11 protein-coding genes are annotated in these 14,061 nt (G+C 57.3%); 8 read left to right on the top strand and 3 right to left on the bottom strand.

The features are described from left to right. Positions 1-11 precede the first annotated feature (11 nt). A complete protein-coding gene (locus PV433_RS31775; protein ID WP_332075987.1) occupies positions 12-1,172 on the bottom strand; it encodes an ROK family transcriptional regulator in 1,161 nt (386 codons plus the stop codon). 227 nt (positions 1,173-1,399) lie between these two features. On the opposite strand from PV433_RS31775, the gene xylA reads away from it, so the two are divergent. From xylA to PV433_RS31745, 6 genes are all read left to right on the top strand, one after another. Further along, positions 1,400-2,716, top strand: coding sequence for a xylose isomerase (xylA, locus tag PV433_RS31770; protein ID WP_332075986.1), 1,317 nt, complete (start codon positions 1,400-1,402; stop codon positions 2,714-2,716). A gap of 38 nt (positions 2,717-2,754) precedes the next feature. After that, a complete protein-coding gene (gene xylB, locus PV433_RS31765; RefSeq protein WP_332075985.1) occupies positions 2,755-4,254 on the top strand; it encodes a xylulokinase in 1,500 nt (499 codons plus the stop codon). Between the two features lie 46 nt (positions 4,255-4,300). After that, entirely contained in the window at positions 4,301-5,461 is a 1,161-nt protein-coding gene (locus PV433_RS31760; RefSeq protein WP_332075984.1) for a Gfo/Idh/MocA family protein, read from the top strand. A 17-nt stretch (positions 5,462-5,478) separates the two neighbouring features. Beyond that, on the top strand, positions 5,479-6,234 hold the full coding sequence (locus PV433_RS31755; protein ID WP_332075983.1) for a ThuA domain-containing protein: 756 nt from the start codon (positions 5,479-5,481) through the stop codon (positions 6,232-6,234). Positions 6,235-6,322: 88 nt separating this feature from the next. Continuing rightward, positions 6,323-7,423 carry a Gfo/Idh/MocA family protein gene (locus tag PV433_RS31750; protein WP_190930858.1) on the top strand — a complete coding sequence of 367 codons (1,101 nt, stop codon included), beginning with the start codon at positions 6,323-6,325 and terminating at the stop codon, positions 7,421-7,423. A gap of 905 nt (positions 7,424-8,328) precedes the next feature. Continuing rightward, positions 8,329-8,859, top strand: a complete 531-nt coding sequence (locus PV433_RS31745) for a hypothetical protein (protein ID WP_332075982.1) — start codon at positions 8,329-8,331, stop codon at positions 8,857-8,859. Between the two features lie 8 nt (positions 8,860-8,867). On the opposite strand, the gene PV433_RS31740 is transcribed toward PV433_RS31745, so the two are convergent. After that, positions 8,868-9,155: a hypothetical protein gene (locus tag PV433_RS31740; RefSeq protein ID WP_332075981.1), complete on the bottom strand. Its 288-nt coding sequence runs from the start codon at positions 9,153-9,155 to the stop codon at positions 8,868-8,870. Positions 9,156-9,402: 247 nt separating this feature from the next. On the opposite strand from PV433_RS31740, the gene PV433_RS31735 reads away from it, so the two are divergent. Beyond that, the gene (locus PV433_RS31735) at positions 9,403-11,280 is read left to right on the top strand and encodes an extracellular solute-binding protein (RefSeq protein WP_332075980.1); all 1,878 of its coding nucleotides are present in this window, start codon (positions 9,403-9,405) and stop codon (positions 11,278-11,280) included. A 316-nt stretch (positions 11,281-11,596) separates the two neighbouring features. Here the strand turns inward: PV433_RS31735 and PV433_RS31730 are convergent, their stop codons facing one another. Then, positions 11,597-12,292 (bottom strand): queuosine precursor transporter, encoded by a 696-nt coding sequence (locus PV433_RS31730; protein WP_332075979.1) that lies wholly within the window; start codon positions 12,290-12,292, stop codon positions 11,597-11,599. Between the two features lie 289 nt (positions 12,293-12,581). Here PV433_RS31730 and PV433_RS31725 point away from each other — a divergent pair, with 289 nt between their 5' ends. Next, positions 12,582-13,922 (top strand): extracellular solute-binding protein, encoded by a 1,341-nt coding sequence (locus PV433_RS31725; protein ID WP_332075978.1) that lies wholly within the window; start codon positions 12,582-12,584, stop codon positions 13,920-13,922. The last annotated feature ends 139 nt before the right edge of the window (positions 13,923-14,061 follow it).

Genomic DNA, 14,061 nt, shown 5'->3' with positions numbered 1-14,061 from the left:
GAAATGGTCGGCTACAAGGAGATCCGGTCCTTGGAGAAAAAGGCGGATATCGCATCATATGCGCTGCCCAGCACGGTAGAATGCGTATCTAATGAAGCGAAGCGGATCTGCGCCTGCTTCCGGTGGAACGGCAGCGAGCGGGACGTGACGACGCGTTCGATCGAACTGCGGATCCACGGCTCGGCGCGGGTCATCTGGTTGCCGATCAGAATCAGATCGGGATTCAGCGTATTGACGATATTGGCGATGCCGAGCCCGAGGCTCTCGCCGACCTCGTGGAACAGCCGGATCGCTTCCGTAGAGCCGCTTTCCGCGAGTTCCACAAGTTTACCCAGCCGCTCGACGCCGAGCGGCTTTGCCGCTTCCAGCAGCGCTTTCTCGGAAGCGTACTGCTCCCAGCAGCCTTTATTGCCGCAGCTGCATTTCCTGCCGTTCTGCTCGATCGTCGTATGACCGATCTCGCCGGCGAATCCGCCGGTTCCCGGCAAGATCCGGCCGCCGACGACGATGCCCGCTCCGATGCCGGTGCCGACGCTTAAGTAGACGAGATCGGACGCTTCTTGGCCCGCCCCGTATTGCATCTCGCCGAGCGCTCCGGCGTTCGCCTCGTTGCCGATCGTTACGGGCAGCCCGAGCTCTTCCGCGAGCAGCCGCTGTAGCTCGACCTGCCGCCACTCCAGATTCGGCGCGAACAGCACGGTCCCTTTATCGTCGACGATGCCGGCGACTCCGATCCCGACGCCGACGACGCCGTAAGGGCTGTCCGGAGCGGCATCAGCCAGCGAGCGGACGGTATCCGCAAGAACGGGCAGCACATAGCCGGCCTCGCGCCGCTCCAGCTCGACCTGGCGCTCGCTGACGATTTTTCCGTCCAGATCGGTTAGCACGGCAAGCAGATAACGGACGCCGAGATCGACGCCGATTGCGTATCCCGCCGTTTTGTTGAACAGCAGCATGACCGGCTTGCGGCCGCCGCTCGAGCGACCGAGTCCGATCTCATAGACGAGCTTTTCTTCGATCAGCTCGCTCACGAGGGTCGATACGGTTCCTTTGTTAAGGCCCGTCATCTCCGACAACTGCGCCCGCGACAGCGGGCTTTCTTTTTTGATCGCTTCCAGGACGATCGTTTTATTTATTTTTTTGACTAAATGCTGATCTCCGGTTGTTTGCAATGGATCTCCCTCGTTTGTACAAGCGTTAAACTAATGAATCCAGTTTATTTTAGTTTGTCTGAAAACACAACCGGTTGGTACTCAAAAACTTTGTTTAATCGATGTACAAAGTTTGGATTGTTTGCTATGATGGTTTTGAAATGATGAATGGTTTTGGTTTGTTCCGGTAATTGGACGTTAGCCGTTTTATGTGTAATGAAAAACATCCGAGTATGGAGGGATCGGTCTTGTCTTATTTTTCCGGCATCGAGCGGATCGGGTATGAAGGCGCTTCGTCAGGCAACCCGCTCGCATTTAAGCATTACAATCCCGGTGAGGTCGTAGCGGGCAAGCCGATGCGCGATCATCTGCGATTTGCGGTAGCGTACTGGCATGCGTTGACGGGCACGGGAAGCGACCCGTTCGGAGCGGGTACGGCGGAGCGTCCGTGGGACCGGTACACCGGCATGGATTTGGCGAAAGCCCGGGTGGAGGCTGCCTTCGAGCTGATCGTGAAGCTGAACGTTCCTTATTTTTGCTTCCATGACCGCGATATCGCTCCGGAAGGGGATACGCTGCGGGAGACGAACCGCAACCTCGACACGATCGTCGCAATCATTCAGGAGTCTATGAAGTCTACCGGAGTCAAGCTGCTGTGGAATACGGCCAATATGTTCACGCATCCGCGGTTCGTCCATGGAGCGGGAACGACGAGCAACGCCGATGTATACGCTTACGCAGCGGCCCAGGTCAAGAAAGGGCTGGAAGTCGGCAAAGCGCTCGGCGCGGAAAATTACGTGTTCTGGGGCGGACGGGAAGGCTACGAGACGCTGCTGAATACGGATATGCAGCTGGAGCTGGACAATCTCGCGCGGCTGTACCGGATGGCGATCGATTATGCGTCCGAGATCGGATTCGACGCCCAGTTTCTGATCGAGCCGAAGCCGAAGGAGCCGACCAAGCACCAATACGATTTCGATGCGGCGACGACGGTCTCGTTTCTCCAGCATTACGGGCTGAAGGATCATTTTAAGCTGAACCTCGAAGCGAATCATGCGACGCTTGCGGGTCATACGTTCGAGCACGAGTTGCGCGTTGCCCGGATGCACGGCATGCTCGGCTCGCTCGATGCGAATCAGGGCGATCTGCTGCTCGGCTGGGATACCGACGAGTTCCCGACCGATCTGTATGCGGCGACGCTGACGATGTACGAGGTGCTGCAAAACGGCGGCATCGGCCGGGGCGGGATTAATTTCGACGCAAAAGTGCGGCGCGGCTCGTTTGAGCCGGACGATTTGTTCCACGCTCATATCGCCGGGATGGACGCGTATGCGAAAGGGCTTAAGGTGGCGGCGCGGCTGCTGGAGGACCGGGTGTTCGAGGATGCGATCGACCGGCGGTACGCTACATTTAAAGAAGGCATCGGGCTCGACATTGTCTCCGGCAAAGCCACGCTGGCCAGTCTCGAGGCGTATGCGCTGCAAAACGATACGATCCGCAACCGCTCCGGCCGTCAGGAAAGGCTGAAGGCGGTTCTGAACCAATATTTGCTGGCGGAGCAATAAATTCGGGTAGAAATGTAGTGGAGAAAGGAGTGCTGCCAGTGGGATATGTCATTGGGGTTGATCTCGGTACAAGCGCGGTTAAGGCGCTGCTGATCGACAAGGAAGGCCGCGTATGCGGGGAGGCGTCGCGAGCCTATCCGCTTATTCAGGAGAAGCCCGGCTATAACGAGCAGGACCCTGAACTGTGGGTGGACGGAACGGTCGGCGCCTTGCGGGAACTCGTAACTGTGTCGGGCATCGATCCGGCGGACGTGGAAGGACTGAGCTTCTCCGGGCAGATGCACGGACTCGTTCTGCTGGATGCGGACCGGCGGGTGCTCCGTCATGCGATCTTGTGGAACGATACGCGCACGACGAAGGAATGCCGGGAGATTGAAGCCGTACTCGGCGATCGGCTGCTGACTGTCGCCAAAAACAAGGCGCTGGAAGGTTTCACGCTGCCGAAGCTGCTATGGGTGAAGCGGCATGAACCGGTGCTGTATGCGCAAGCCGCCCTGTTCCTGCTGCCCAAAGATTATTTGCGCTACCGGCTGACCGGGCAGATCGCCGCCGAATATTCCGACGCGGCGGGCACGCTGCTGCTCGATGTGGCGGGCAAGCGGTGGAGCTCCGAGATCGCTTCCGCCTGCGGAATCGATTTGTCGCTGTGCGCCCCGCTGGTCGAATCTCACGCGAACACCGGCGCCCTGCTGCCGGACATTGCCGCCGAGACCGGCTTGCCGGTTACGGTGAACGTTTATGCAGGCGGCGCGGACAACGCTTGCGGGGCGATCGGCGCAGGGATTATATCCGAAGGCGAGACGCTTTGCAGCATCGGGACATCCGGAGTCGTCCTGTCTTATGCCGGAGACGGCGGGGCGGACTATAAAGGGAAGCTGCACTTTTTCAATCACGGCAAAGCGGACAGCTTTTATGCGATGGGCGTTACGCTCGCGGCCGGCTACAGCCTGCAATGGTTCAAGGACACGTTTGCGCCGGACGTCCCGTTCGGAGAGCTGCTGAAGGGGCTGGACGAGACCGCTCCCGGAGCGGGCGGGCTGCTCTTCACGCCGTATCTCGTCGGGGAGCGGACGCCGCATGCGGATGCGCTGATTCGGGCGAGCTTCATCGGGATGGACGCCTCCCATACGCTTGCGCACTTCACGAGGGCGGTCGTCGAAGGGATCACGTTTTCCTTGAAGGAGTCGCTGGAGCTGCTTCGCGAATCGGGCCAGCGTATCGACTCGCTCGTCTCGATCGGCGGAGGGGCCAAAAACGACAGCTGGCTGCAGCTGCAGGCGGACCTGTTCGAAGCTGATATTCATAAGCTGGAAAGCGAGCAAGGGCCGGCGCTCGGAGCCGCGATGCTGGCGGCGTACGGCTGCGGCTGGTTCGGTTCGCTCGCAAAATGCGCCTCGGTATTCATCAAGCGGAGCAGGAAGTACCGGCCGCGCGCGGCGGAGGCGGCGAAATACGCGGAGCTGTATCCGCTATATAAGCGGGTGTATGCGGATACGCGCGAGCTTCAAGCGGCTTTGAGCGCGTTCCGTATGTCATAATCGGCAGGATCGGCTATATTATCCGAGGGTAAGGGGGAAGTAGACGATGGAGCAGGTTCGGATCGGCATGATCGGTTATAAGTTTATGGGGAAAGCGCACAGTCACGCTTACCGGGATCTCCCGATGTTTTTCCCGGATACGGCGAAGCCCGTCATGAAGGTGATCGGCGGGCGGAACGAGGAAGCGGTGCGCCGGGCGGCCGCGCAGTTCGGCTGGGAGGAATTTTCGACCGATTGGCGGGAGATCGTCGGGAGAGACGATATCGACCTGATCGACATCAATGCGCCGAGCGATGCGCACAAGGAGATCGCCCTCGCGGCGGCAAAGGCCGGCAAGCATCTGTTCTGCGAGAAGCCGCTGGCGCTGACGCTTGCGGATGCGAGAGAGATGCTGCAGGCGGCCGAGGAAGCCGGCGTCAAGCATATGGTCGGCTTTAATTACCGGTTCGCGCCTGCCGTAAGGCTGGCGAAGAAGCTGATCGAGGAAGGGCGGCTCGGCCGGGTTTACCACTTCCGCGCCGTCTTTTTGCAGGACTGGATTCTCGATCCGGATTTCCCTCTCGTCTGGCGGCTGGATAAACGGGTGGCGGGTTCGGGCGCGCATGGGGATCTCGGGGCGCATCTGATCGATATGGCGCGGTATTTGGTAGGCGAGATGACCGAGGTCGTCGGCATGAGCGAGACGTTCGTCAAGGAACGTCCGATGCCGAGCGAGATGACCGGACTGAGCGCTCAAGGGAGCAAGGACGCTCCAAAAGGCGAGGTTACGGTCGACGATGCGACGTTGTTTCTGGCCCGCTTCGGAAGCGGCGCGCTCGGCAGCTTTGAGGCGACCCGGTTTGCCGCGGGGCACCGCTGTACGAACGGCTTCGAAATAAACGGCAGTCTCGGCAGCGTCAAGTTCGATTTTGAACGGATGAACGAGCTGCAGGTGTATTTCAAGGACGATCCGGCCGACGTGCAAGGATTCCGCCGCGTGCTCGCGACCGATCCCGCTCATGCTTATTCCGAAGCATGGTGGCCTCCGGGACATACGATCGGCTATGAACATACGTTCATCCATGAAATGGTAGAAATGATGCAAGCGTTGCAGGAAAACCGCCAACCCGTGCCGAACTTTCATGACGGAGTGTCGTGCCAGGCGGTTCTCGAAGCGGTGGAGCGGTCGATCGGCGAAAAACGCTGGATCTCGATCGCCGACATGTGAAGGAGGCGCCGGTACATATGAGCAGCAAGCAAGCATTAATCGTTTGGGGCGGCTGGCTCGGACACCAGCCGGAGGAAGTGGCCGCCATTTTCCGGACGGTGCTCGAAGAGGAAGGGTTCCGGGTAGAGCTGTCCGACACGCTGGAGACGTTTGCCGACGAGGAGAAGCTGAAGTCGCTCGATCTGATCGTGCCGGTATGGACGATGGGACAGATCGAGAAGGAGCAGGTAGCCGGCGTATCCAAAGCGGTACAGAGCGGCGTAGGGATCGCAGGCTGCCACGGCGGCATGTGCGACGCGTTCCGCACGAACGTCGACTGGCAGTTTATGACCGGCGGGCAGTGGGTGGCGCATCCCGGAAACGATTCCGTCGAGTATACCGTGAACATCAAGAGCAGCTCCAGTCCTCTGCTCGAAGGCATCGACGATTTCGGCGTCAAGACCGAGCAGTATTACATGCACGTTGATCCGGCTGTCGAAGTGCTCGCTACGACGCGATTTCCGGTGGCGGCGGGTCCGCACTCGCTGAACAAGGCCGTCGATATGCCGGTCGTCTGGACGAAGCGATGGGGCGTCGGGCGTGTCTTTTACTGTTCGCTCGGGCACGTCGCCAGCGTCGTGGAGATCCCGCAGGTGAAGCTGATGATGCGCCGCGGTTTCGTATGGGCGGCGGAAGGTAAGCGGCTTGCGGCGGAAGCGGCGGCGTCAGCGGCGAAAGGATCGGCTGTAGAGAAGGGCGCAGCGTATACGGGAATGGGAGACAGCCAGCTGTAGTCCGGCAGTATGAGAGTGGACCGCAGCTGCGGAATGGAATAAGCGGGGGAACCGTTCATCTCGATTGAAGGCGGAGGGGTTAAGTTCCATGGAGAAAGTTCGCGTAGGCATTATCGGGTGCGGCAATATTAGCGCCATCTATTTCAAAAACTGCAAAACGTACCGGGCCCTCGAAGTTGTGGCCTGCGCTGATCTGGACGTCAGCCGCGCCCAGGCCCGGGCCGAGGAGTTCGGCGTGGCGAAAGCCTGCTCCGTCGAAGAGCTGCTGGCCGATCCGGCGATCGATCTTGTGATCAATTTGACGATTCCGGCCGCTCATGCGGAAGTATGCTTGCGGGCGCTGAATGCCGGCAAGCATGTGTATGTCGAGAAACCGCTTGCGGTTACGCGCGAAGACGGCCGCAAAATCGTCGAGCTGGCGAAGGAGAAAGGGCTGCGTGTCGGCTGTGCGCCGGATACGTTCCTCGGGGGCGGCATCCAGACGAGCATCAAGCTGATCCGCGACGGCTGGATCGGCCAGCCGGTCGCCGCTACGGCGTTCATGCTGAGCCGCGGTCCGGAGAACTGGCATCCCGATCCGGTATTTTTCTATAAAGCCGGCGGCGGCCCGATGTTCGATATGGGACCTTATTATTTGACTGCGCTGGTGGCGGCGCTTGGTCCGATCAGCCGGATCGCGGGCATGACGAAGACGAGCTTCCCGGAACGGCGCATTACGAGCGAGCCGAAATACGGCCAAATGATTCAGGTCGACACCCCGACGCATATCGCGGGCTTGCTAGAATTCGCTTCCGGCGCGATCGGTACGATCATCACGAGCTTCGACGTGATGGGCGGTTCGGGCTTGCCCCGCATCGAAATCTACGGAAGCGAAGGCTCGCTGAAGGTACCCGACCCGAACACGTTCGGCGGACCGGTGCTGTACCGCCGCAAAGGGGCGAAGGACTGGACCGAGATTCCGCTGTCGCACGGCTTTGCCGAGAACAGCCGCGGCGTCGGCGTGCTCGATATCGCCCGAGCGATTGCGGAAAACCGGCCGCATCGCGCGAACGGCGATCTCGCCTACCACGTGCTGGAGGCGATGCACGGCTTCCATGACGCTTCCGATCAAGGGAAGCATTATGAGATGCACAGCTCGTGCGAATCTCCGGAGCCGATGCCGATGAATGCGGACAGCACCTGGCTGTAGGCTGTAACCGGCTGTAAGCTGGTGAAAGTTGTTGCAAGTTGTTGCAAGTTGTTGCAAGGCCTCGCAGAGCTGTCTGGCAGATGGTTGGGTTGTTCCGCTTTGTGTGAGTTTGCGGCGCGCATTTCGGAGCAACCGCTCTGCGGCTCTTTCGGGGAGCTATCTGGTAGGGGACCGGGCAGCGATCAGCGATTCGGTAGCGATCCGAAAGCGATAGCAGATGTTTGCACCTCTTATTTTGCGGGATTTGCCCAAAGATGCGATATTTAGAGCTTCTAGGGGCTCTTATTTCCTGCTCGTAGCCGTGAAATCCGCACAATTGTCTGAAATAAGGGGTACAAACAACTCTTATTTTCCAAAAACGGAAGTTTTGTCCGAAATAGAAGCTGCAATCATTTCTTATTGATTACCTCGTATCTCCCCAAGTTATCTTGGTAGTACCTCATACTCCCTAATGTTAACTTGGCTACCTGGGAAGTCCCTCAAATCGCCTCAACCTCCTTAATATTTTTTTGAAGTACCTTATACGGTCTCACAGACTCCTAATGTTACTTTGAAGTACCTAATACCTCTCACATACCCCTAATGTTACTTTGGAGTACCTAATACCGTCTCACAAACTAACTAATGTTATTTGGGAAGTCCCTCATAACACCACACACTGCCTCGCGTTGCATCGTACTCCTCGTGCGAACACGCCCATGTGCCCTCCATGTATATATACATTCCGCTCCAATGCTTCTTCCGCCCGCAGTCCTTCTGGCTGGAACCTCAACTACCCGGATGAAAGGCTCGCGTCGTCACTGAATCTGTCGAAAGAAGCAGGAAATGCCGGAATAGATGTCGTATAACCCTACTAATTTGTCAATACTGGAAGGAGATAGAGAGGTTGGGCAGTACTATGTGGCATGCGGTCTACATGTGGGCAAGCATCTCAGGATCGGCCGCTGCTGTTCCGTATAAGCCACTGGGATGAGCTGTTCCGGATTCACTATACCGCAGCGAGAGCGAAAGGGAGCCGAATCAGACTTTCATTATGGATGGCGAGGATGGGCATTTTGTCGAAAATAGCGACGCGACGGTCGGGACGGATTGGACGATCGGAGCGGATGGACGGATGGACAGGTGGGGCGAATTGGCGGGCGTTCTGGACCGGCATCTCCCGATTCAGGATTCGTCGTGGAGAAACACGGATCGAAGAGTGCGAAAACGAGCAAGTCGTGACGATTTATGTGAACGATGGGATGTTCAAGCCGAATTTTGCTCTAGGAAGCGGAGTTTATGAAATGACAAACGGGGACTGGAAGCACGGCGCTGTTCGCCGAGGAACCGGCCCGCGTACTGAAGTGAACTTAGTAAACAGCCGGCGGCCTGCCCGGCCGACAGACGCCGTCCGCTCCAGTCCCGCCGTCAAATGGAGCGGCATCTTTGAACCTTGAGCAGCGCGTCAACCGGCCATCGATTTGACCGTCAACGTAATCGTGCCGATCATGAAGGCCATGCCAACCGCCATAATAAACTCCCGGATGTAATAAGCGATCTTCGGCGACAGCCCGAATTCTTTCTCTTTGTCCAGCGATTTTAATCGGGCCAAGTACCGTTCTTTGCGCTCCTTGTACGATTTGAGCATAAATGCGCAAAACACGATGCCCCATAATACCGAGGCTACAAGCACCATTTGCCAAATATCGTTGAAGTAACCGACGAGAATACCGGCGACGATGTGGATTTTCAACCTGCCTGTCCCCCTGATCTGAAATAAATTGCAGCCTTGCTCCACTGCGGGTCCGCTGCAATCCAGTATACCATATCGGGGCGTCCGGCGCCCGCGGAGACTCGATCGGCGGAGCTTCATACAGGCTGTGGCCCAAAGGTCCGTAACCGGAAGGGGAAATGTCGAAATGTTGTCCGAAGGGAAACTTTCCTATGGGGAATAACGTCTAACTTTGTAAGGGTAACGAATAGAAAGGCGGGGGGACTTTTTGGTTAACGATAAAGCTGAATCAAGCAAAAAAAGCTGGAAGACGATACCGGCTGCGTTGTGCGTAGCGGCACTATCGTTAGCGGGGGCGGCTCCGGCCTATGCCGATGTGCCTAACGGCTGGCCTTGGAGCGATGCGCCTCCAGGCGTTGAGGCAGCGGCCGATTCCCGGGCGGTGCGGATTGTTTTCGAAGGACCGGTCGTGATGTGGCCGGCGGCTCCTGCGATGAAGGACGGGACTACGGTCGTCCCGGCGAGAGCGCTGCTGGAGGGCATCGGCTACAGCCTGGAGTGGAACTCCGGGCAACTCGAGCTGACGGCAAGCCGCGCAAGCGGCGAGACTCTCGTATTTCGCGTCGGACATGGAGAGATGAACGTCAAAGGAAGCGCGGCGGTTGAACTGCCGGTTGCGCCGTATATCGAAGGCGACCTCTTGTGGGTTCCGCTGCGGATGCCGGCCGAGGCCAGCGGCTTGAAAGTCAGCTGGAACGCGTTGGATCAAGCCGCCGTGGTGAGCGACCCGGATGCGCCGGTGCGCTTCAGCGTAGGAACCCGTTCGGACAACGGCGTTCTGGACGCTCCGGACAAGCTGACCGAATACTTCAAGACGGAGTGGAAGTCCGATATCCGCTTCTCGATTTATGCGCCGGAACAATACAACGACCGGGTCAATATCCGGATCGCGGCAGGAGATCCGACCGATCTGATGCTGCTCGGCAACCCTTACCGCTACTCGGATGAACTGCTCCAGTCGTTCGCGGCCGATCTGACGGATATGCTCGAGAAGTATCCGCGGCTGAAAGCGCTGGCGTCCGGCGATGCTGCGGCTGCACGCAGCATCGGCGGAAGGCTGTACGGCATTCCGCGCCCGAGTCATCCGAATGCTGCGGCTTTTCCCGCGATCCGCCAAGATTGGCTGGACCGCCTCGGACTTATCATGCCGGAGACGATGGACCAATTGTTCGCGGTGTTGGATAAGTTCGTTCATAACGACCCGGATGGGGACGGCAAGCATAATACGATCGGCATCACGGGGCGTGTGGACGGCAACGGGCTCGGCACCTTGTCCTGGGTGGAGCAGGCGTTCACGGGAAGTCCCGTGCGGTTTGCCGGGGCCGGCGGGAAAGTCGTCGATAACGCGGCGGGGAAAGAACAGCGGGCCGCGCTGGACTGGCTCGCCCGCGCCTACAAAGCCGGCTTGGTCGATAAAGAGTTTGCGCAAACCGGCAGCGAGCGCGTCGTATCCAAGCTCAGTCAAGGCCGGGCCGGTCTTGCCGCGATCACCGCTGAACAGGCGGCGAAGCTGACCGTCGAAGCCGGCACGTCCGACAAATTCTCCGCACGCTGGATGCCGATTCCGGGGCTGAAGGGGACAGGCGGCGCGATCGCGCCTTGGAGCACGGAGGAATCCGGGCTTTACATCATCCCGCGCACGGTGCCGAAGGACAAAGCGGAAGCGATCCTGGACTGGCTCGACCGCGGAATCGCCGCAAGCGAAAACGATTGGAGCGGCATATCCGGACTCGGCGAAGCGGACCGGTCCGTGCTGGACAATGTGTTCGGCACGACGTCGCTGTTTCCACAGAAGGCGCTGTTCGACCAGCTGTCCGATTCGACCCGGGACGGGTACCGGTACGCGGTGTACGCTTGGCAGGACGTGTCGTATGCCGGCAAAACGCTGCCGCAGGCAAACGCTTTGTTCGCGACAGGCGAATACGGCGAGTTGAACCGCAAGCTTCAGGAGTTGAAAGTCAAAGTCATAACCGGCGAAGCGTCACTGGCCGACTGGGACCGTCATGTGAAGGAAATGACTGATTCCAAAGAGTATCGGGATATGATGGGGAAGCTGAACGGCTTTCTTCGAGAAGCAAAACCGTAACGATCGCAAAATGAGAATAGCCGGAAAACGACAAACCCTCTAAATCCGCAGAACGGCGGAGTTGGAGGGTTTGTTGGTGTCCGCTTATTGGCAACGGCCCGTTGGTGTCTGCCGACTGGCAACTGTTTTTTGGCGGCTGTCTGTTTGCGCCGCCTGTTGGTGTCCGCTTATTGGTTCTACCTGTTTGTTTGCCTACCAGGCGGCTTGTGGCATGCCGCTGCCTAATACAATTTCAGAGCTTATCTTATGGGATGAATAGACGTTAGCCAGCGGCCGGCTTTCCTTTTCAAGCCACATCATTAGCTCTGAATTTGAACTAGTCTTCCTTGATTTTGAAGCTGCGGGCCCAGTATAAAACCGGGGTCGACGCTATCGATATGATCATTTTGAACAAATAGGTCGTAATGAAAATTTGCAGCCAAATGTCGAACGGATATTCGGTCGCAAACGCGATCGTGCAGAAGACGAGCGAATCGACCAGCTGGCTGAGCAGGGTGCTGCCGTTGATGCGAATCCAGAATTGGTTGCGCACCGGGAACTTGCGTTTCAGGTAAGCGAACACGCGGACATCGAGAAACTGGCTGACGAAGTAGGCGCACAAGCTGCCCGCCGCGATTTGCGGCAGCAGGCCGAAAATCGTCTGCAGCGACTCCTGGGCGAGATCGCCTTCCTGGGGAACGAACGCCAGCGTCATCTGCATAATGACAAGCGAAGCGAGCATGCTGAAAAACCCGAACCATACCGCCTGCCTGGCCGCCTGCGTACCGTACTTTTCGTTCAGCAGATCGGTGGACATGTAAATCGAAGTATAGATCGTATTGCCGAGGGTCATGACGATTCCGCCTGTCACGAGCAAAGGCATCTCGATCGTTTTCGTCACCTGGATGTTGGCGAGAACCGTCGCAAAGCCGATCCAGGAATACAGCCCCTTCTTGCCGAATAACCGGTAGCACAGCAAAAACAGCCCGAAATGAACGAGCATAAACAGGATGCCCCAAACCAAATTGAACATCGAATAATGCCTCCTTAGTTTTGATAACGCGGGATGGTTACGAACCGCGGCCGGTCAAAAAAATCCGACAGCTACCATCATACCAGTTTCCGATAAGATGACAATCTTTTTTTGAGTGTGGGCAAGGGGAGACGTGATCCACCAGTCGTTATGTTGCAGTAAATGTTGTAAACTTCTTGTTAATAAATTGTTACATAGTTGTATTCAATTCACACCAAATTCACATCTTAATACATATAATATACATGTGATTGTAAGCGCTTCACATAAACGAGGAGGTCGAACGATCGTGAATCAGAGACGAATCAGTTTAATGGTTGTAACCGCTTTAACGGCATCAGCGCTAGCAGCATGCGGCGGAGCCGGAGGGAGCCAGGGCGGTCAAGCGGCCGGCCCGGAGGCGAAAGATAATCCTCCGACTGCCAGCAAGCCGGTCAATACCGGACCGAGAGAGATCACGATGTACACGGCAGGCGGCACCATTGACGAGAAAGCGTTCGATTCGATGTACGGCGATGCGATTCGCAAAAAGTTCCCGGATGTGACGGTCAAATTTATTCCGAATACAAAAGGCTCTACCTTGCCTGATCTGATCGCGGCCGGTACGACGATCGATATTATATTCGACTCGATCGGTTATGCGGAGTCGTTCCGTAATTACGGCATCCATATGGATATGACGCCTTACATCAAAGCAAGCGGATTGGATCTGAACCAGTTTGAACAAACCGCGATCGAGTTCCAGCGGAAAATCGGCAACGGGCAAATTCATTCGCTCCCGGTATGGACCGCTTCGGCCGGATTGTTCTACAACAAAGATTTGTTCGACAAGTTCGGAGTCGGTTACCCGAAGGACAATATGACCTGGTCGGAAATACTCGAGATCGCCAAAAAGTTGACTCGTAAAGACGGCGACATCCAATACGTCGGTTATGTGACGGCGGCGGGCTCGCAGGCCAATACGAACCAGCTTGGGCTCAAATACGTCGATTCGAAAACCGGCAAGGCGCAAATCGATAATGAAGACTGGACGAAGTTCATGCAGAGCATCGTGCCGTTTTTCCAGATCAGCGGAATGACCTGGACGGCGGAGAATACGACGGTAGCGGCGATGCGGGCGATGTTCGAGAAGGACCGGACCGCAGCCATGTATACGAACTACAGCGGAGGCACGCCTCCGGAGGATATGAACTGGGACGTAGTGAAAGTGCCCTCGTACGAGCAGGCGCCCGGCGTAGGTCCGCAAAGCTATCCGGCCTACTTGTCGATGACGACGCTGAGCAAAAACAAAGAGCTCGCCTTTGACGTCATTCATTACCTCGTCTCGAAAGAATATCAGCTGCTGAATACGAAAGCGGGCCGCGCCACCGTACTGAACGATAAAGAAATTATTAAAACGTATGGCGAATCGATGGCCAAGTTCAAGGGCAAAAACATTACCTCGATGTTCCCGGAGAAACGGGCGCCGATCGGCGATTACACGGCAGCGGATACGGCGGCTGCATCTCAATTTTCGAGCGCGTTCACGAAAATTATTTTGAACCAGAAAGATATCAATACGGCTTTGCGCGAAGCGAACGAGGCGGCGAACAAAGCGATTGAGGAGATCAAACAGAAAAACGCGAAATAACGCGCCTGTTCAGAAACGAAAGCTGCCGCCTGAGGGTTTCCCGCCGGGCGGCTTTTTTGTGCGCGACGGGGGACGTTCGGGGCTGCCAGGCAAGCGGCGGCGATCCCGACCTACGAGAGCGCGCGGGGAATAGGCCGGT

This window comes from Paenibacillus sp. GYB004, assembly GCF_036577605.1.
Lineage (GTDB): Bacteria > Bacillota > Bacilli > Paenibacillales > NBRC-103111 > Paenibacillus_AB > Paenibacillus_AB oceani.
The sequence above is the reverse complement of the archived record's forward strand: the minus strand, read 5'-3'. Positions and strand labels throughout refer to the sequence as shown.

Coding starts and splice junctions, on each gene's coding strand:
- PV433_RS31745 (WP_332075982.1), top strand. CDS start 8,329: ATGCGGTCTACATGTGGGCAAGCATCTCAGGATCGGCCGCTGCTGTTC.
- PV433_RS31755 (WP_332075983.1), top strand. CDS start 5,479: ATGAGCAGCAAGCAAGCATTAATCGTTTGGGGCGGCTGGCTCGGACAC.
- PV433_RS31750 (WP_190930858.1), top strand. CDS start 6,323: ATGGAGAAAGTTCGCGTAGGCATTATCGGGTGCGGCAATATTAGCGCC.
- PV433_RS31730 (WP_332075979.1), bottom strand. CDS start 12,292: ATGTTCAATTTGGTTTGGGGCATCCTGTTTATGCTCGTTCATTTCGGG.
- PV433_RS31760 (WP_332075984.1), top strand. CDS start 4,301: ATGGAGCAGGTTCGGATCGGCATGATCGGTTATAAGTTTATGGGGAAA.